This window comes from Streptomyces sp. NPDC044984 (assembly GCF_040646935.1).
In the GTDB taxonomy this organism is placed as follows: domain Bacteria; phylum Actinomycetota; class Actinomycetes; order Streptomycetales; family Streptomycetaceae; genus Streptomyces.
In genome coordinates this window covers 1-19,612 of the sequence record NZ_JBEZBE010000008.1, presented here as the reverse complement: position 1 = coordinate 19,612, position 19,612 = coordinate 1, and the positions used below count along the sequence as shown (strand labels likewise).

Sequence of the window (19,612 nt, the reverse complement as noted above, 5' to 3'; positions counted from 1 at the left end):
ACCTGTGTGAACTGTGCGGCATGACGCGGGGGCTGTGGAGGCGCCGCGAAGTCCCGGAGCCGGGGAGTGGCTCCGGGACTTCGCGGCACAGGGGCGCGATCAGAGACCGGCGACCAGGTTCGTGACCGGGGCGGTGTTCAGGCCGGTGACACCCTCGACGGTGCCGACGGCCGTGTCGACCAGGCCGGAGACCGGGGCGATGCCGTCCACCGCGCCCGTGAGGGTGTTCACGGCGTTCACGGACAGGCCGCCGGAGACGTTGTCGAGGTCGGCGTCGGAGATCTCGATGGTCTCGACCTGGGGGGTGGAGTTCATGATGGAACTTCCCTTCGTATGGATGTTTCACAAGGGGGAGCGGCCCCCCTCCGGGGACAGATGAAGGCCGCGACCGCGGGCGCCGGACGCCCGTCGCCGGGAGCCCGGAACGGCCTTGCGGTGCGATGGATCAAAGCACGCGGCGGGTACGGGCTTCCACTCAATCAAACGTCTCACCAGGCAACTTGTGCTCCACGGGGGGTCAAGCGTGCAGACGCGGACACGGCCCGGCGGCGACTTCTTCACATGCCCCACCGCATCGACCCGTCCGGCCACTTGCGCCCCGGTGGCCGGAATCCGGCACACCGGCCCCAAAGGCGTACCCCGGTCCGCCGGCCCGTGGACGAACCCCGGTTCCGGTGACCGGGTTGGGCATGCGATGTGCAGATTCACTGAAGCCGGGATTCCGCCGCACGGTCGCGACCGAACGCTCACGGACGATCGCGGAACGTGATCGACCGGACGGGATTGAACGCCCCTCGCGACCCGTGCGTACCAACAGCCGTCCAGGCGCCCCACAGCAGCCGAACACCGGCGCGACTCCGGTCCCCCAGGAGGTCGAGAAGTTTGAGTCACAAGCGAATTCCGAAGCGCAAGGCCGCGATGGCGGCGGGCGGCGTGGTGGCGCTCGGCGCCGCCGCGATCCTGCTCCCGAACGCCAACGCGTCGCAGGACGGAGCGCCGGACGACGCGGCGGCGGCGCCGAGGACCCTGAAGGCGGGCGACGCCTCGGATCTCGCCTCACGGCTCGCCGGGCTCCTCGGCGACGCGTTCGCCGGCTCCTACTACGACGGTGAGAACAAGCAGCTCGTCGTCAACGTCGTACCGGGCGACGACGACAACGTGATCGTGCAGGCCAAGAAGGCGGGCGCGGCCGTCCGCGAGGTCGGCAACAGCATGACCGAGCTGGAGGCCGGGGCGCGGACGCTGAAGTCGGAGGCGACCATCCCGGGCACCTCGTGGGCCGTGGACCCGCGCACCAACAAGATCCTCGTCACCGCGGACAGCACGGTGACCGGCGACAAGTGGGACCGGCTGGAGTCGACCGTGCGGAGCCTCGGCCCCGGCATGGCGACCGTCAAGAAGTCCGCGGGCACCTTCAAGACGTTCGTGTCCGGCGGTGACGCCGTCTTCTCCGGCGGCGCGCGCTGCTCGCTCGGCTTCAACGTCACCGCGGGCGACGGCAGTCCGGCGTTCCTGACGGCCGGTCACTGTGCCGTCGGGGCCGATCAGTGGTCCGACACGCAGGGAGGGCAGCCGATCGCCACGGTCGACCAGGCGGTCTTCCCCGGTGCGGGCGACTTCGCACTCGTCACGTACGACGATCCCGCCACTCCGGCGCCGAGCGAGGTGAACCTCGGTGACCAGACCCTCGCGATCTCCCGGGCCGCGGAGGCCACCGTCGGCCAGGAGGTGTTCCGGATGGGCAGCACCACCGGGCTCGCCGACGGCCAGGTGCTCGGCCTGAACGCCACGGTCAACTACCCGGAGGGCACGGTCACCGGGCTCATCCAGACGAACGTCTGCGCGGAACCCGGTGACAGCGGCGGCTCGATGTTCACCCGGGACGGCCTCGCCGTCGGCCTGACCTCGGGCGGCAGCGGCGACTGCACCTCGGGCGGCGAGACGTTCTTCCAGCCGGTCACCACGGCCCTGGAAGCGGTCGGCGCGACCCTCGGCGCGGAGGGTGCCGGCGACGCGGGCGCCGGCGGCCAGGAAGCCGGGGGCGGGGAAGCCGGCGCCGGCGACCGGCCCGGCGCGGGAGCCGGTGACGCGGCGGACCAGGGTGCGGAGGACGACTCCGGCCCGGCCGGGACCCACTGACGCCCTCTCGACCCGAGTACACCCTCCGGCCCGGCCCCGCCACCCGCCTGTGGCGGGGCCGGGCCGTTGCCCGTGCGGTGACGCCGAGGGCAGGCCGCCCCGACGGCCGCCGCCGAGGCCGGGCCGTGTCAGCCGTCCGGCAGCGCCCTGAGCAGGAGCAGGGCGATGTCGTCCAGCCGGTTCTCCGCGTCCGCGCCGTGCCGGACCAGGGCGTCGGCGAGATCGTCCAGGGAAAGGTCACCGAGGCCGGTGAGCCGGCGGCACAGGTCGGCGACGGCGTCCTCGAAGTCGGCGCCGGGGGATTCCACCAGGCCGTCGGTGTAGAGGACGAGCAGCGAACCGGGGGAGAGGCCGACCTCGGTCGACGGATACACCGCCGAACCGTCGATGCCCAGCAGCGGCCCCCCGGCCAGGTCCAGCACCCGCACCCGCCCGTCCGGCCTGCGCAGCAGCGGCGGCGGGTGGCCCGCGCGGGACATCACGGCCCGCCCGTGCGCGGGATCGAGCCGCAGGTACAGACAGCTGGCGAACAGGTCCGCCCCCAGCTCCAGCAGCAGCCGGTTGGTGCTGCGCATGACCTCCTCGGGTGCCTGCCCGACGGCCGTGTACGCGCGCACCGCGGTACGGACCTGCCCCATCAGCCCGGCCGCCGTCACGTTGTGCCCCTGCACGTCCCCGATCACCGCCGCCGCCGTCCCCTGCGCCGGCACCAGGTCGTAGAAGTCGCCCCCGATCTCCATCCCCTGAGTGGCCGGCAGGTAGCGGGCCGCCGCCTCGATCCCCGCCAGCGACGGCAGCGTGTGCGGCAGCAGCGCCTCCTGCAGCCCGTGCGCGAGCCGGTGCTTGGCGTCGTAGAGCAGGGCCCGCTCCAGCGCCTGGGCGATCAGGCCCGCCAGATTGGTCAGCACCGCCCGCTCCTCCGTCGCGAAGTGGTGCGGCGCCGCGTACGACAGCACGCACGTCCCCACCGGGCGCCCCGAGGCGATCAGCGGCAGATACGCCCACGCCGCGAACTCCGACGGGTTCACCAGCAGCGCCGGATACAGGCGCTCGACCTCCTCCCGGCTCTCGAAGAAGGCGGGCACACCGGACCGCAGCACCTGACTGCCGGGAGTCGGCTCCGACAGCGGCATCCCGTCGAACCGCTCCACGACCCGCGCGTCCGCGTACCCCTGGTGGCCGAGGATGCGCAGCCGGCCCGCCCGGGACCCGAGCATCACCAGCCCCTGGCTGCCGACCGCCGGCACGATCTCGTCCGCGACCAGCTGCACCACGTCCTGCACCCCGACCGCCTCGGTCAGCGCCCCGGCCAGGCCCAGCACCTGGGTGATGGTGACCAGCCGCGGCTGCCCCTGTCCGGACCGCGGCGCCGCGCGGTTCATCTCCGCCACCGCCCGCGCCCGGCTGATCCGCACGCTGAGTCCGGTGGTGCTCGGATACAGCCGGAACGACAGCCACTCGTCCGGCGGGCGCAGCGCGACGAACGAGGTGACGTGCTGGCTGAACAGCGCCGCCCGGTACCGGTCCTCGTACACGGGGTCGTTCAGCCACGGCACCGACGCCCACATCTGGGCCCCGAGCAGCCGGTTCACCGGAACGCCCAGCAGCTCCGTGGCGGCGGCGTTGGCGAAACCGACCCGCCCGTGCAGATCGAGCGAGCACAGGCCGTACGGCAGCCGGGATACCATCCGTGCCGCCTCCACCGTGCCGAGCGTGCCGGCCATGCCGCCCACCAGCGGCGCCGCCAGCAGATCGGGCTCCGGTGCCAGCGGCAGGCTCTGCTCGGCGGCCCGCTCCAGCCGCACCGCGAGCCGGTCGCAGGCGGCGGTCAGATGAGCGCGCTCCCAGTCGGACAGCTCCTGCGGGTGCGTGCCGGGCCAGGTCACGAAGACCGCGCCGTACGCCTTGGCCGCGGTCGCCACCGGCAGCGCGGCCAGCGAGAAGGGGTACGGCAGCACCATGGCGATCCGGGGATAGCGGCGGGCCATCTCCTCCTCGCCGCCCACCCACACCAGCCGTCGTTCGCGCACCGCGTCGGAGACCGGGATCGGCGCGCTCAGCCCCACCCGCTCCCACGGGGCCGCGAAGGCGCGGGGCAGCCCCGCCATCACCGCCATCTCCAGCACCGGCTGGTCCGGCGAGAGCAGATACACGGCCCCGGAGTGGGCGTGCACCTCGTCCATCATCGAGGCCAGCGTCAGCGACAGCAGCGGACGGCCGACCGGCGCCCGCCCACCCGGCGGCGTCCGCGCGGACGACTGCCCCTCGGACACGCCGACCACCTCCTCGCACGGCCGCGCCACCGGTCCCGGGACCCAATCTCCCCCCTGCCGGGCCGTCGCGCACGACGAGCGCCGGGAGACCGTGGGCTCCGCCGGGCGACGGGCCCTCCGTACACCCCGGACCCGGGCCCGCGGGGCCGACCGGGGTCTTCCGCGCCCCGCACACCTCCGGGGACGCCGAACGCGCTCAGGGGCTGCGCGGGTGTCCCACAAGCGCTGTAATGGCCAACGTGGTCGGTGAGGGCGCTACGGGACGCAGCACGAGAACGCTGCGTGCGGAAGGTGCCCTGACGGCGATCGCGGCCGACCCCGAGTCACCTGAACGGGTGCGCAGGATCCTGGAGCAGGCCCTCGTCTTCGCCGGTGCCGCGTTCGCCGCCGTGTACACGGCCGACGCGGACGGAGAACTGCTGTACCTGGCGGAGTCCGTCGGGGTGCCGCGAACCCTGTGCGGGGTACGGGACAGCTACCCCGTCGCCGGGCGCGCTCCGGTGGCCGAGGCCCACCGCGGGCGGCCGGTGTGGCTGGGCCCGGACGACCTCGCCGCGCAGGCGCAGTCACGACGCGTGCCCAGCCGTGACTTCTTCCTGGCGGCGCTGCCCCTGCGCGGCGGCGGCTGCCTGCTCGCGGTCGGCGAACGCGCCGACGGTTTCGACGCCGACGACCGCTTCTGCCTCGGCCTCGTCGCCGACGCCCTCGCCCTCCCCGCACCGGCCGCCACCGCCGAGGCCGCCGACCTGCGGCCCGGCGGCTTCAGCCTCGCCATGGACACCGGGCGGGTCCGGGTCGGCGAGGACATCCTGGAGCTGTTCGGCCTCGACCCGGACGACTTCGACGGACGGGTCGAGACCCTGCTGGGCCTGACGGTGCCGGAGGACCTGCCCTCACTGATGTCCGTCGTCGAGGCCGACCACATGACGATCGGCGACCGCGAACTGGAGTTCCGGGTGCTCCAGCCCACCGGACCGCCCAAGTGGCTCCGGCTGCGCGGCCGACTGGTGCCCGGCGGCGAGGGGCGCCCCGCCCGCCTGGTGGGCACCGTCGCCGACGCCTCCACCCTGCGCTCCGACATCACGGACGTGGCCCGCGTCCAGCGCCTCGCCGCCGCCCTCGCCACCGCGGTCACCGTCCGCGACGTCGGCAAGGCCGTGGTCGCCGCGCTGCGCCGGCCGCTGCGGGCCGACCGGATCGCGCTCGCCGAGCTGGAGAACGAACGGCTCGTCGTCACCGTCCTCGACCCGCCCGAACCGGAGGCCTGGCCGGAGCTGTGGCGCGCGGAGTGGCGCACCGAGTGGCCCGACGCGCCGGTGCGCACCATGCCCACCCTCGCCGCCGCCCTGCGCGAGGGCCGCGCCGGTATCTGGCCGGCCGGCTCCCCGCTGGAGACCGCCCTCGCCGAGGTCGGCCCCGGCGGACTCGCCGTGCTGCCGCTGCCGGCCGGGAACCGCATGGCCGGCGCCTGTCTGATCGGCTGGGACACCCCGCACGACTTCGGCCCCGACGAACGCGCCCTGCTCACCGCCGCCGCCGGCCTCGCCGGACAGGCCCTGATGCGGGCCCGCGCCTTCGACGCCGAGCACGAACTGGTCGGCATGCTCCAGCGCCAGCTGCTGCCGCGCCGCCTGCCCCGGCTGCCCGGCGCGGTCGCCGTCGCCCGCTACCTGCCCAGCACCGCCGGCCTGGAGCTCGGCGGCGACTGGTACGACGTGATCCCGCTGCCGGACAACCACGTCGCCCTCGTCATCGGCGACGTCCAGGGGCACAGCGCCGGCGCCGCCACCCTCATGGGCCAGATGCGCACCGCGCTGCGCGCCTACGCCGTCGAGGGACACCCCCCGGACGTGGTGGTCTCCCACGCCAACCGGCTCCTCATGGACATGGAGACCGACCTCTTCGCCACCTGCTGCTATGTCGACGTCGACATGGAGGAGGGCCTCGCCTGGTGCGTCCGCGCCGGCCATCTGCCGCCGGTGCTGCGCCACCCGGACGGCCGCACGGAGATCGCGGAGGCCGAGGGCGGCCCGCCGCTCGGCGTGGTGCGGCAGAGCGACTTCCCCATGAGCCCGCTCAGACTGCAGCCCGGCACCATGGTCGCGCTCACCACGGACGGCCTGGTCGAGTCCCACGAGGCCGACATCGACGAGGGCATGAACCGCTTCGCCCGGCAGCTCTCCGCCGCCGACCCCGCCCACCTCGGGCCCGTCGCGGACGCCCTGCTCGGCAAGGCCCCGCGCAGCGACGACGTCGCCCTGCTGCTGATGCGCTACGACGGCATGGCCTCCCGCCCGCTGCGGGAGAGCTGGACGGTGTGGCGGGTGCCCCAGGCGGTCGGGCACGCCCGCCGCTTCACCCGGCGCACCCTGCGCTCCTGGGGGGTGACCGCGGACGTCGACGGCGCCCTGCTCGTCGTCTCCGAACTGGTCACCAATGCCCTGGTGCACACCGACGGCCAGGTCCGTCTCGACATCTCCCTGGTCAACGACCGGCTGCGCCTCGCGGTCGCCGACGCCTCGCCCCGCACCCCCGTGAAGCCCACCAGCATCAGCTGGGAGGCCACCGGAGGCCGGGGCATCCTCCTCGTCGAGGCCGTGTCGGCCACCTGGGGAACCCTTCCGGTCAGCGGGGGCAAGCAGGTGTGGGCGGAGTTCGTGCTGCGGCCCTGACGGCCGCCGGGTCCGCCGGCCGGGAACGCCCGAGCCCGGTGACCGCACCGCTCCACCGGGTACCCGGGACACCACAGGGAAACAGGAGAGAGGACACGTCATGGCACAGCACGTGCGCGACATCATGACCGGCGCACCGGTGACCGTAGGGCCGCAGACCTCCGTCGCGGAGGTCGCCCGCATCATGCGCGACCGCGACCTCGGGTCCGTCCTGGTGACCGACGGCGACCGGCTGCGCGGACTGGTCACCGACCGCGACCTGGTGGTGCGGTCGGTCTCCCGGGGCGGCGATCCCGAGGACACCACCGTGGCCGGCGCGTGCAGCGACGACCTGGTGACCGTGGCACCGGACGACGACCTGGACCACGCGGTGCGGCTGATGCGCGAACACGCCGTGCGCCGCGTCCCGGTCGTCGAGGACGGACGGCCCGTCGGTGTCGTCTCGCTGGGCGACACCGCCATGGAGCGCGACCCGGAGTCCGCCCTCGGCGACATCAGCGTGGCCCGGCCCAACACCTGACGAGGACACCGGCCCGGACGGGAATCTCCCCGCCCGGGCCGGGGCGTTGAGGAGGCGGGAGCCCGTACGGCGGGCGGGTGTTCGCCCGGCGCGACACCGGGGACCCGAAGGGCAGCGGACAGAAGGAAGACGATGAGCCGTGACCTCGGAGACCAGTGACCGACCCCGACCCTGCCGGGCGGGGACCGGCTGGGCGCGAGCCCGGCGGCCGCGCGGCGAGGACCCGCTGCGGACCTGCCTCCCCGCCGTGGACCGCGGTACCACCTCCACCACCCCGAACGCGAGTGCGGAGGGAAATGTCGTAAGAGGTGAGGACCGGCCCGCGGTCAGGCGGCTCATCGGCCGTCTCGCGAAATTTCGTGACGCACGGGTCGAGCAGGTGATGCTCCGTCCGCCGGAACACGGCTATGGTGAGCCGGATGAAGGCTCTCGTGCTGTCCGGCGGTGCCGGAACCCGGCTGAGGCCGATCACCCACACCTCTGCGAAGCAGTTGGTGCCCGTGGCCAACAAGCCCGTGCTCTTCTACGGGTTGGAGGCCCTGGCGGAAGCGGGCATCACCGAGGTCGGAATGATCGTGGGTGACACGGCCGCGGAGATCGAGGACGCGGTCGGCGACGGATCGAAGTTCGGTCTGCGGGTGACCTACATCCTCCAGGAACAGCCCCTGGGGCTGGCCCACGCCGTGCTGATCGCCCGCGACTGGCTCGGCGACGACGACTTCGTGATGTATCTCGGCGACAACTTCATCGTCGGCGGCATCACCGGTCTCGTCGAGGAGTTCCGCCGGGACCGGCCCGACGCGCAGATCCTGCTCACCCGCGTCGCCGACCCCCGTTCCTTCGGAGTGGCCGAACTCGACCCGTCCGGCCGGGTGATCGGCCTGGAGGAGAAACCGGACCACCCCAAGAGCGACCTCGCCCTCGTCGGCGTCTATCTGTTCACGCCCGCCGTCCACGAGGCGGTGCGCGCCGTCGAGCCCTCCTGGCGCGGCGAACTCGAGATCACCCACGCCCTCCAGCGTCTGATCGACTCCCGCGCCGACGTGCGCTGCACCGTCATCCAGGGCTACTGGAAGGACACCGGCAACGTCGTCGACATGCTGGAGGTCAACCGCTCCGTCCTCGAAGGCGTCGAACGCCGTATCGACGGCCAGGTCGACGACCGTTCGGAGACCATCGGCCGGGTGGTCGTGGAGGAGAACGCGCGGATCGTCAACTCGCGTGTCGTCGGCCCCGCCGTCATCGGCGCCGGCACGGTCGTCAGCGACTCCTACGTAGGTCCCTTCACCTCCGTCGCGGAGAACTGCCGGATCACCGACAGCGAGCTCGAGTTCTCCATCGTGCTGCGGGATTCCTCGATCGACGGCGTCGGCCGCATCGAGGCCTCGCTGATCGGCCGGCACGTCGAGGTGACACCCGCGCCCAGCGTGCCCAGCGCCCACCGGCTCGTCCTCGGCGACCACAGCAAGGTGCAGATCCATTCATGAGCCTCCCGGGCACCTGCCCCCGCATCCCCCGCGGCCGCTGTGAGCGGGCCGCACGGGAGGAACCGCCCGGCCCGAGCACGACCGCGCGTACCGTTTGGCTCCACGGGGTCCACGGCGCTAACTTCGTGCGAACGATGACCGGTCCGGAAGAAGCCGCCGCCCCACCGTCGCCACCGGCGCCGGCGGGACCACCTGGTGCGACCCGCCTCGGAGCGGGTACGGCCCACCACCGGCCTCCCGCGCCCCCCGGTACCGCGCCCTCGCGCACGACCGCGGGCAGGACATCGGCCCGCCCGCGCCGCGCGACCGGCGCACCCCTGCACGAAGCACTGCCCCGCATCCGCAAGGAGAGTCCCCTTCGTGAAACGCCATGAGTTCCTTCGGGAGCTGCACAAGGTCAGCGCCAACCGCAACTACCTGGAGATCGGCGTCAACGACGGCCGCAGCCTGCGCCTGTCACGCGTCCCCAGCATCGCGGTCGACCCCGCCTTCAAGGTGGTCTCGGAGCTGAAGTGCGACGTCCACCTGGTGAAGGCCACCAGCGACGACTTCTTCGCCCGCGACAACCCGCTGGCCCACCTCAAGGGCGGCCGGCACCCGCTGCGCAATCTGCGCCGGGGCCGCAGCCCGATCGGCCACTGGCGCCGCACCACGCTCGACCTGTCGTTCATCGACGGCATGCACCTGTTCGAGTACGCCCTGCGCGACCTCATGAACGTCGAGAAGCACTCCGACTGGGCCAGTGTGATCGTCCTCGACGACATGCTGCCGCGCAGCGTGGACGAGGCCGCCCGCGACCGGCACACCAATGCCTGGACCGGCGACGTCTACAAGATCACCGAGGTGCTGGCGCGCTACCGCCCCGACCTGGTGACCGTCCTGGTCGACACCCAGCCCACCGGCCAGCTCGTGGTCTTCGGCGCCGACCCCGACAACACGGTGCTGCACGACAAGTACGACGAGATCATGGCCGAGTACAAGGTGCCCGACCCGCAGAAGGTGCCCGAGGCGATCCTGGAGCGGGCCGGGGCGGTGCCCCCGGAGGCGCTGCTGCAGGCCGGTTTCTGGCGCGCCCTCGCCCAGGCCCGCAACCGCGGCCTGCCGCGGCGCGTGGGCTGGGAGCCCCTGCGCCGCGCCCTGGAACAGGTCGGCGTCAGCCGCTGAGTCCCCTGCCGCGCGGCCCTTCGCGGCAGGCGCGGCAGCTCTCGTACGAGGACACCGGGCCGAGGGACTCCGCCTCGGCCCGGTGCCGGCCTGCCGGTCCTTCGGGGGACAGCACCGGGCCGGTGCCCTCGGGTCAAGCGCGACCCGTGGAGCACGCCCCCGGCGGGACACCGGGCAGCCGACCCGCGGTCACCGCTTCCTGCGGATCAAGGGGGACACCTTCGCGCGGGCCGCGCCGAGCACCCGCCGCGCGGCACGCACCAGTTTCCGTACGGTGCCCGGACGCGGGACGGTCACCACCAGCACGCCGCCGCCGGCGGCGCGGAGCGCGAACGGCAGCCCGCTCCAAGCGGGTTGCGCGGCATCGGGGTCCGGGCTCAGGGCGACCCGCCAGACCCCTCGGGGGAGCCGGGCGGGAAGCGTGGCCTCCAGCCGGGAGCCCGGCCCGTCCGCCTCGCCGGTGAGCGTGCCGGACGCGTGCAGCGTCCTGCCGGAAGCGGTGAACCTGAGCCCCACCCGGGCGCCCTCGGCCGCGTGCAGCGGGATCCGGGCGCGCAGCCGGGTCCCGGAGACGGTGACGTCCGGCCGTCGCACACCGCCCAGACCGAGCCGCCTGCCCTTGACACCCGTGTCCAGCGAGAGGTTGCCGTGTGGCTCGGTCCAGTACGGCAGGACCGCGCGGCGGCCGGTCACCCCCGCGTACGGCTCGGGACGGGTGGCGCGCGGGGCGGGGCCGAGCCGGCACTCCTTGGTCCAGCCGCCGAGCTTCACCCGTACGACCGCGTCCCAGACCCCGTCTCCCGGCAGTTCGGCGGGATCGACGGTGGCGGTCGCCCGCAGCACCAGCCGCACCCGCTCACCGCCGTCGACGGGAACCGTCTCCCGGGTGAACTCCACGGGCTGGAAGTACTGGGCGGAGCTGGACCGTTCACGCAGCAGCAGATCCGCGGTGGCCTGTCCGAACCGGGCCGCGGTCTGAGCGCCGACCCACGCCACCGCCTCCTCCACGTTCTTCGGGGTGTCGGCCAGCGGGGTGAGGGCGGCGTCCGCGGGGAAGGTCATCGGCTCGCGGGCGGAGGTGTACTCGGCGGTGAAACCGATGCGCAGCGAGCCGTTGTGCCACTCCACGCCCGTGGGCGTCGCCGTCGGCGCGACACCGGCCTCCCACGCGGCGAAGCCCACCACGTCGTCGTACCGGTCGGCCTCGGTCAGCGCGGCGACGACCTGCTGCGTCGGCTGCAGCCCGGCGGAGACCCCCGGGCCGAACCGCTCGACGACGACCTTGTGGATCTCCGCGAACAACTCCCTGCGGTAGTCGTCCGGCAGCCCCAGCAACCGCCGCGCCCGCAGCCGCTCCACCATCTCCACCCGCAGCCAGCGGCGGAACAGCCGGTCCCGCACCGGGCCCGGCTCGGTGTACCGCTCGACGACGTCGAGCGCCTCCCGCAGGTTGCCGAAGTACCCCACGGGGTCGAAGCGCTGGAAGCCGGCGTTGGAGGCGTCGTCGCGTCTGATGTGGTAGTAGCAGACGTAGTCGCTGAGCACGGACACGTTGTCCGCGCGCAGGTACGCCTCGGTGACGAAGACGTGGTCCTCCAGGCGCCGCCGCCCCTCCGGGAAGCGCAGCCCGATACGGTCGAGGAACTCCCGGCGGAACATCTTGTGCGGGGTGAGACTGTCGATCAGCGGGGCGTTCTCGACCGTCGCCCGCGGATGGTTGCGGCGGAACAACTCCACCGGCACCCCGCGGTTCTTGCCGGCCATCTTCCCCACGACGACATCGGCGCCGTGGGCCGTGCCGTACGCGTACATCCGCTCCAGGGCCTCGTCGCCGAGATAGTCGTCGTTGTCGACGAACATTACGAACTCGCCCCGCGCGGCGGCGATCCCCACGTTGCGGGGCTTGCCCGACCAGCCGGAGTTCTCCTGGTGGATCACCCGCATCCGGGGGTCCTCGGCGGCGAGCCGGTCGAGCCGGGCCGGTGTCCCGTCGGTCGAGCCGTCGTCGACGAAGATCGCCTCGTACTCGTCGGGGGGCAGTGACTGCCGCTGCAGTGAGGAGATGCAGTCCTCGATGTAGATCCCCGGGTTGTACACGGGAACGATGACGCTGACCTTGACCGGCATCTGGATCTGGGCCCTTCGGGTCTCTGCCGTGGAACGTGCGGGCTTGACATGCGTCGCCCGATCGTAACGCCACGGCGGCCGCGTCCTCCGCTTCGCCCCGCCGCCGAGAGCCCGCCGTGACGACGCCGGCACCCGCCGACCGGCGTGCTCGCCGGGCCACTTGAGGCGTGGCGTCCCACCGGGGACACGGCGCCGCCTAGGCTGACGCTCGTGCGACTGCTCCTGACCTCCGACACCCACCTGCCGAAGCGCGCCAAGCGGCTTCCCACCCCCCTGCTGGACGAACTCCCGCGCGTGGACGTCGTGTTCCACGCGGGGGACTGGGTCGACACCGCCACCCTCGATCTCCTGGAGAGCCGCAGCCGCAGACTCGTCGGCGTGTACGGCAACAACGACGGACCCGAGTTGCGGGCCCGTCTGCCGGAGACCGCGTACGCGGATCTCGGCGGGTTGCGCTTCGGCGTGGTCCACGAGACGGGCCCGGCGCGGGGGCGGGAGAACCGGTGCGCCGCGCGCTTCCCCGGAGTTGACGTGCTGGTGTTCGGGCACAGCCACATCCCGTGGGACACCACCGCGTCCACGGGACTTCGTCTGCTCAACCCGGGATCGCCGACAGACCGTCGCCGGCAACCCCACTGTACTTATATGACCGCCACGGTCGCCGGGGGCCGGCTCACGGAGGTGGAACTCCACCGGCTGCCCCCGCGCTGACGGGCCGGGCCGCTTCGTGTCGGTGGAAGCGGCCCGGACGCTGCGAGTAGTTGTGCTCTCACGGACCTCCTTCCCACGATCGAAGGTGATACCGGGCGACTACCCCCTCCCGCGGAACTCACACACCTGATTTTCGGGTTTTCCGACCTGGTGCCCGGGCGTCGTCTCGGCGTGACCGGTGGGAACCGAGTGAGTCAGGTGAGTCGGAGGGCTGGAGGGGCCGGACGGACTGCCCCGGCCCCATGTGAACGGATGGACGGCAGTGGTGTCGGTACTGGTTGCGGTGTCCGAATAAGTGCAATATGTGGCGAGTTGTGCGGCGATCCGCTGTCGCGCACCCCTCGGCGTGCTGCGCGCCGCGACCATCCACCACGCACGCGCGAACACGTCGCGCCGGGAGTGCACCCATGTCTGACCAGTCGACCCCACGGGGGCCGCACACCGACCCGTACGGCGCCGAGCCCCCTCGGACCCTTCTCCGGGACACCGCGCCCGGCACGGAGCTGACGCGACGCAGGGTCCTCGGGCTCGGCGCCGCGCTGGGGCTGGTCGCGGCGGGCGCCACGGACGCCGCCGCCGCGCCGCGCCGCCACGGCAGCACCGGTGAGCAGCTGCGCAGCGCCCTACCGCTGCCCGAGCCCTACACCGTGCCCCTGCCGATCCCGCCCGTTCTGGCGCCGGCCGACACCTCCGGGGACACCGACCGGTACGAGATCACCCAGCGCCAGGTGACCGCCCGGATCCTGCCGGGGGTGACGACGACGCTGTGGACCTACAACGGCACCTACCCCGGCCCCACGATCGAGTCCCGTCGCGGTCGGCCGGTCACCGTGCGGCACCGCAACGAACTTCCCGTGCCGACCGTGGTGCACCTGCACGGCGGACGCACCCCGGCCGGGTCCGACGGCTACCCCACCGACCTCGTCCTCCCGGACGGCTGGTCCGACCCCGCGTCCGGCCGCCACGGCGAGGCGCACATGGCGCACGACCCGCGCGCGGTGACGAGCCAGGTGACACGGGAGTACACGTACCCGCTCGACCAGCGTGCCGCGCTGCTCTGGTACCACGACCACCGGATGGACTTCACCGCTCCGGCGATCTGGCGGGGCCTGACCGGCATGCACATCGTCCGGGACGCGGTCGAGGACGCCCTGGACCTGCCCCGCGGCGAGCGGGAGCTGGCGCTGATGATCGCCGACCGGGCGTTCGCCGCCGACGGGTCCCTGGCCTACCCGGCCCTCGATCCGGAGCTGCGCGACCGGCCCGGGGTGACCGAGCCCTACGCGGCCGGCGTCCTGGGCGACGTGATCGTGGTCAACGGGGCGCCGTGGCCCGTCCACGAGGTCGACGCCGTACGCCACCGGCTGCGGCTGGTCAACGCGTCCAACGCCCGCCACTACCGGCTGGAGGCCGTCACGGACGACGGGCACCGGCTCGACCTGGTGCAGATCGGCGCCGACCAGGGGCTGCTCGCCGCCCCCGTCACCCTCACCGACCTGCCCATCGCGCCGGCGGAGAGGTACGACGTGGTCATCGACTTCGCGGGCCTGCCGCCCGGCAGCCGGGTGCGCCTGCGCAACCTGCTCGGCAGCGGACGCACCCGCGACGTCATGGCGTTCCGTGTCGCACGCGCGGCGTCCGACCACAGCACGATCCCCGAGGTGCTCTGCGACGACCTGCCCACCTGGCGGCGTGCGCAGGTGGCCACGGTCCGCCGGTTCACCTTCCGTGCCGGGCACGCGGAACAGGGGCGCGGCTGGTTCGTCAACGGCGAGCCGTTCGACCCGTCGCGCACCGACGTCCACACCTGGCGCGGTGCCGTCGAGGTGTGGCGCCTCACCGCCGACGTCCACCATCCGGTCCACCTCCACCAGACGGGGTTCCGGGTGCTCTCCCGCGACGGGCGCGCGCCGCTGCCGCACGACGCCGGCCTGAAGGACACGGTCTCGCTGCGCCCCGGTGAGACGGCGGACATCATCACCCGCTTCGACGGCCACCGGGGCCGCTTCCTCTTCCACTGCCACAACGCCGAACACGAGGACATGGGCATGATGGCCAACATCGAGATCGTCTGACGCCCCTGCTCACCGTCGTACCGGCTTAATGCGTTGCGGGGGTCCCCGCCGGTCTGCTGCACTGCCGGGGACACCGCAGCCACGTTCCGAGGAGAAGCAATGCGCGCATCGTTCATGTCCCCCCAGGAAGGAACAGCCCGCTCTCCGAAGGACATGACGCTTCGTGCACCTGCTCAACCTCGGCATCCTCGCCCATGTCGACGCCGGTAAGACCAGTCTGACCGAGCGGCTGCTGTACTCGGCCGGCGTGACCGACGAGATCGGCAGCGTCGACGACGGCAGCACCCGCACCGACACCCTCGCGCTGGAACGGCGGCGGGGCATCACCATCAAGTCCGCCGTCGTCTCGTTCCCGCTCGACGACGTCACGGTCAACCTCCTGGACACGCCCGGTCACCCGGACTTCATCGCCGAGGTGGAGCGCGTGCTCGGCGTCCTGGACGGCGCCGTGCTGGTCGTCTCCGCCGTCGAGGGCGTGCAGGCGCAGACGCGGGTGCTGATGCGGACCCTGCGGCGGCTGTCCATCCCGACCCTGCTCTTCGTCAACAAGATCGACCGGCGCGGGGCCCGGGAGGCGGAGCTGCTCCGGGCGGTCTCGGCACGCCTCACCCCGGCGATCGTGCCCATGGGCACCACCGGCCGGCTCGGCACGCCCGAGGCCCGTTTCGCTCCCGCCCTCTCCCCGGCCGCCCTCGACGTCCTGGCCGACCACGACGACGGACTGCTCGCCGAGTTCGTGGACGGGGCCCTCACGGACACCCGTCTGCGGACGGCGCTGGCCGAGCAGACCCGGCGGGCCCTCGTCCACCCCGTCTACTTCGGCTCCGCCCTCACCGGCGCGGGCGTCGACGCGCTGCTGGCCGGCGTCGAGGAGCTGCTCCCGCCGGCCGGCGGCGACCCCGGCGGGCCGGTCTCCGGCACGGTGTTCAAGGTGGAACGGGGGCCGGCGGGGGAGAAGGTCGCCTACGCGCGGATGTTCTCCGGCACGCTGCGCACCCGCGACCGGATCCCGTTCGGGCCCGCCGGTGCCGCGGAGGGCCGGATCACCGGCATCAGCGTCTTCGACGGCGGCACCGACACGCGCACGGACGCGGTGCCGGCGGGCAGGATCGCCCGGCTGTGGGGACTGGCGGACATCCGCGTCGGCGACGCGATCGGCGAACCCCGCGAGGAGTACGGGCACGTCTTCGCGCCGCCCACCCTGGAGACCGTCGTCGTGCCCGCACCGGACACCGACCCCGGCGCGCTGCACCTCGCGCTCACCCAGCTCGCCGAACAGGACCCGCTGATCGCCCTGCGCCACGACGAGCGGCGGCGCGAGACCTCCGTGTCGCTCTACGGCGAGGTCCAGAAGGAGGTCGTCCAGGCCACCCTCGCCGAGGAGTACGGGCTCGACGTGACCTTCCGCGGGACGACACCGCTGTGCATCGAGCGGCCGGCCGGATCCGGGGCGGCCGTCGAGTCCATCGGCGAGGACGCCAACCCCTTCCTCGCCACGGTCGGGCTGCGGGTCGACCCCGCACCGCTCGGCTCGGGCGTGGACTTCCGGCTGGAGGTGGAGCTGGGCGCGATGCCGTACGCCTTCTTCAAGGCGGTCGAGGACACCGTGCGCGAGACGCTCGGACAGGGCCTGCACGGCTGGCAGGTCACCGACTGCGCGGTCACCATGACCCACTCCGGTTACTGCCCCCGCCAGAGCCACGCCCACCAGGGCTTCGACAAGAGCATGTCGAGCACCGGCGCCGACTTCCGGGGCGTCACCCCGCTCGTCCTGGCCGAGGCCCTGCGGCGGGCGGGGACCGCGGTGTGCGAGCCGGTGCACCGCTTCCGGCTCGAGGCCCCGGCGGACAGCCTCGGCGCCCTGCTGCCGGTGTTGTCCGGGCTGGGCGCCGTACCGCGTACGACGCGGACCCGGGGCGGACTCTGCGTCCTGGACGGCACGGTGCCGGCGGCCCGGGTGCACGAGCTGGAGCAGCGGCTGCCGGGACTGACCCGGGGCGAGGGCGAGCTGGAGAGCGCCTTCGCGCACTACGCGCCCGTCACCCGCGGCACGCCGCCCCGGCGCCCGCGCACGGACCACAACCCGCTGAACCGGAAGGAGTACCTGCTGAACGTGGTGCGGAGGGTGACCGGCTGAGTCACCGCGGCCCGTCCTCCGCGCCCGGCCAGCCGGCCTCCACATGGCCGAGGCGCACCCGCTGCGGGTGGTCGCCGACGGGGACGGACACGGTCTTCTCGCCGGTCGCGAAGTCGATGGCGGTGACCCGGTCGGCGCCGCTCTCGGAGACCACGCAGGATTTGCCGTCACCGCTGACGGTCGCCCAGTACGGCTTGGACACGGTGACGAGCGGCCCCTGCTGGAGGGTCGCGCGGTCGACGACGGTCGCGTAGTCGTCCATGGTGCCGGCCACGCACAGCTTGGATCCGTCGGGCTTCATGGTGATGCCGTGATGACGGGAGTCGTTGACCCAGGTGGTGCGGTCGTCGCTGGTCGCCGGGTTCTCCGGCAGGGTCTTGGTACGGGTGATCCGGTCGGTGGCGACGTCGTACTCGAAGAAGCCGTTGAAGAACGACACCTGGAAGTACAGCTTCGACTCGTCCGGGGAGAACGCGGCCGGGCGCACCGCGTCCGAGTGGTCCTCCAGACCGATCGCGTCGAGCCGGTCCCGCATGTCGATCGTCTTGACCTGCCGGAACGTGGTCGCGTCGACGACCGTGACCCGGCGGTCGCCCTTCGTCCAGTCCAACCAGGGCGCGTCGAGCGCGGTGTTCACCTCGCCGATGGACATGTTCCAGATGTACTTGCCGTCCTTGCTGAAGACGTTCTCGTGCGGCTTGTCGCCGGTCTTGAACGAGCCGAGCTCGTCACCGGTCGCGATGTCCAGGACGTGCACCGTGTTGGAGGTCGAGGCCGAGACGGCGACCCGCTTGCCGTCGGGGGAGACCGCCATGTGGTCGGAGCGGTAACCCGACACCGGGAAGCGCCAGTTGACCCGTCCGGTGGCGAGGTCGAGGGAGACCACGTCGGCGAAGCTCGGCCGGGAGGCCACCACCGAGGTGCCGTCCGGGGTGGAGTACATGTCGTCGACGAACTGGTCGTGGCCCTCGCCGACGCCGCTCCGGATCGCCATGAAGTAGATCCAGCGGATCGGGTCGGCGTTGATCTCGGCCATCCGCTCGGCCTTGTCCGGGATGACGTCGATCCGGCCGATCCGCGCGAAGTCACCGGTGGACTCGATGACGTCGGCGGTGCCGTCCCAGTTGTTGCCGACGAACAGCACCTCGCGCAGGGCGGTCGAGAAGTCGGCGGCGGTGGCGGCCGCGGCGGGGGCGGCGACGGTGAGGGCGAGGGCGGCGGCGATGGCGCACAGGTGCCTGGTTCTGCGGACCGGCATGACGGCTCTCCCCACAATCCGGAATCACGTGCCCTGAAAAGCAACTTACTGAAAAGTAAGGAAGAGGGCCGCCCGCGACAAGAGCGCGTACACGACAAAATCAGATGCCGTCGGCGTCCGGCGCGGCGGCCCTCACCCGCGGCGCCCGGCACGCGCGCGGGTGACTCCCTAACCGGCCGACAGGGCGACGAGGACGGCCCCGAAGACCAGGGCGCAGCCCAGGAGCACCCAGCCCAGCAGCCGCTGCCGCAGATGGCGGTACCGGGTCTCGTACTGCGCCCGCAGCTCCTCACCCCGCCGGGCGGTCCGCTGCCACGACGCCCGGCTGAGGGCCAGGTGCCGTTCGGTGAACCGTCGTGCCACCTCCTCCCGCTGGCGTTCCGTCAGCCAGTCGAGGCCGGCGGTGAGCTCCGCCGCCGCCGTGCGGGCCTCGGCGCGGGCCGCGTCGACGAGGAGATGGCCCTCGATCTCGTTCAGCAGGGCCTCCATGTCCACGAAGGAGCCGTCCCGGCCGGTCACTGGAGACTCAACTCCCTCACGGACTCCGAGGGGTGGTGCAGGTCGAAGGCGGGGGATTCGCTGCGGATACGGGGGAGTTCCACGAAGTTGTGGCGCGGAGGTGGGCAGGAGGTCGCCCACTCCAGCGAGCGGCCGTAGCCCCACGGGTCGTCGACGCCGACCGGCTCGCCGTACTTGGCCGTCTTCCAGAGGTTGTAGAAGAACGGCAGCATCGACATGCCGAGCAGGAACGAGAAGACGGTCGACAACGTGTTGAGCGTCGTCAGGCCCTCCGCCGCCAGATAGTCCGGGATCCGCCGCTGCATTCCGTTGGTGCCCAGCCAGTGCTGGACCAGGAACGTGCCGTGGAAGCCGACGAACAGCGTCCAGAAGGTGATCTTGCCGAGGCGCTCGTCGAGCAGCTTGCCGGTGAACTTCGGCCACCAGAAGTGGAAGCCGGCGAACATCGCGAAGACGACCGTGCCGAAGACGACGTAGTGGAAGTGCGCCACCACGAAGTAGCTGTCCGAGACGTGGAAGTCCAGCGGCGG

General features: G+C 72.8%; 14 protein-coding genes. 8 read left to right on the top strand and 6 right to left on the bottom strand.

All coding sequences use genetic code 11. From position 1 onward, the window contains the following. Positions 1-99: 99 nt before the first annotated feature. Positions 100-315: a type A2 lantipeptide gene (locus tag AB0A94_RS10880; protein WP_361742045.1), complete on the bottom strand. Its 216-nt coding sequence runs from the start codon at positions 313-315 to the stop codon at positions 100-102. Positions 316-882: 567 nt separating this feature from the next. Between AB0A94_RS10880 and AB0A94_RS10875 the strand changes: the two genes are divergently transcribed. Then, on the top strand, positions 883-2,139 hold the full coding sequence (locus AB0A94_RS10875) for a S1 family peptidase (protein ID WP_361742042.1): 1,257 nt from the start codon (positions 883-885) through the stop codon (positions 2,137-2,139). A 128-nt stretch (positions 2,140-2,267) separates the two neighbouring features. On the opposite strand, the gene AB0A94_RS10870 is transcribed toward AB0A94_RS10875, so the two are convergent. Continuing rightward, positions 2,268-4,412, bottom strand: a complete 2,145-nt coding sequence (locus AB0A94_RS10870; protein WP_361742039.1) for a SpoIIE family protein phosphatase — start codon at positions 4,410-4,412, stop codon at positions 2,268-2,270. 230 nt (positions 4,413-4,642) lie between these two features. Here AB0A94_RS10870 and AB0A94_RS10865 point away from each other — a divergent pair, with 230 nt between their 5' ends. The 4 genes from AB0A94_RS10865 to AB0A94_RS10850 all read left to right on the top strand — a co-directional run bounded on the left by AB0A94_RS10865 (position 4,643) and on the right by AB0A94_RS10850 (position 10,255). Next, positions 4,643-7,084: a SpoIIE family protein phosphatase gene (locus AB0A94_RS10865; RefSeq protein ID WP_361742036.1), complete on the top strand. Its 2,442-nt coding sequence runs from the start codon at positions 4,643-4,645 to the stop codon at positions 7,082-7,084. 100 nt (positions 7,085-7,184) lie between these two features. Then, complete coding sequence (locus tag AB0A94_RS10860) at positions 7,185-7,604, top strand: CBS domain-containing protein (RefSeq protein WP_361742033.1); 420 nt, start codon at positions 7,185-7,187, stop codon at positions 7,602-7,604. A 419-nt stretch (positions 7,605-8,023) separates the two neighbouring features. Then, entirely contained in the window at positions 8,024-9,091 is a 1,068-nt protein-coding gene (locus AB0A94_RS10855; RefSeq protein WP_361742030.1) for a glucose-1-phosphate thymidylyltransferase, read from the top strand. Between the two features lie 360 nt (positions 9,092-9,451). Continuing rightward, the gene (locus tag AB0A94_RS10850) at positions 9,452-10,255 is read left to right on the top strand and encodes a class I SAM-dependent methyltransferase (protein ID WP_217134249.1); all 804 of its coding nucleotides are present in this window, start codon (positions 9,452-9,454) and stop codon (positions 10,253-10,255) included. A gap of 189 nt (positions 10,256-10,444) precedes the next feature. Here AB0A94_RS10850 and AB0A94_RS10845 read toward each other — a convergent pair whose 3' ends face one another. Beyond that, a complete protein-coding gene (locus AB0A94_RS10845) occupies positions 10,445-12,382 on the bottom strand; it encodes a glycosyltransferase family A protein (RefSeq protein WP_361742026.1) in 1,938 nt (645 codons plus the stop codon). 210 nt (positions 12,383-12,592) lie between these two features. On the opposite strand from AB0A94_RS10845, the gene AB0A94_RS10840 reads away from it, so the two are divergent. The 3 genes from AB0A94_RS10840 to AB0A94_RS10830 all read left to right on the top strand — a co-directional run bounded on the left by AB0A94_RS10840 (position 12,593) and on the right by AB0A94_RS10830 (position 17,305). Further along, positions 12,593-13,093, top strand: coding sequence for a metallophosphoesterase (locus tag AB0A94_RS10840; protein WP_361742024.1), 501 nt, complete (start codon positions 12,593-12,595; stop codon positions 13,091-13,093). A gap of 407 nt (positions 13,094-13,500) precedes the next feature. Beyond that, positions 13,501-15,168, top strand: coding sequence for a multicopper oxidase domain-containing protein (locus tag AB0A94_RS10835; protein ID WP_361742021.1), 1,668 nt, complete (start codon positions 13,501-13,503; stop codon positions 15,166-15,168). Positions 15,169-15,331: 163 nt separating this feature from the next. Next, on the top strand, positions 15,332-17,305 hold the full coding sequence (locus AB0A94_RS10830; RefSeq protein ID WP_361742018.1) for a translation factor GTPase family protein: 1,974 nt from the start codon (positions 15,332-15,334) through the stop codon (positions 17,303-17,305). Between the two features lies 1 nt (position 17,306). Here AB0A94_RS10830 and AB0A94_RS10825 read toward each other — a convergent pair whose 3' ends face one another. The 3 genes from AB0A94_RS10825 to AB0A94_RS10815 all read right to left on the bottom strand — a co-directional run. Next, a complete protein-coding gene (locus AB0A94_RS10825) occupies positions 17,307-18,563 on the bottom strand; it encodes a YncE family protein (protein WP_361742015.1) in 1,257 nt (418 codons plus the stop codon). Positions 18,564-18,731: 168 nt separating this feature from the next. Continuing rightward, positions 18,732-19,082 carry a hypothetical protein gene (locus AB0A94_RS10820; RefSeq protein ID WP_361742013.1) on the bottom strand — a complete coding sequence of 117 codons (351 nt, stop codon included), beginning with the start codon at positions 19,080-19,082 and terminating at the stop codon, positions 18,732-18,734. Continuing rightward, positions 19,079-19,612: cbb3-type cytochrome c oxidase subunit I (locus AB0A94_RS10815; RefSeq protein WP_361742010.1), on the bottom strand; the 534-nt coding region annotated here is incomplete at its 5' end. The genes AB0A94_RS10815 and AB0A94_RS10820, both read right to left, overlap by 4 nt.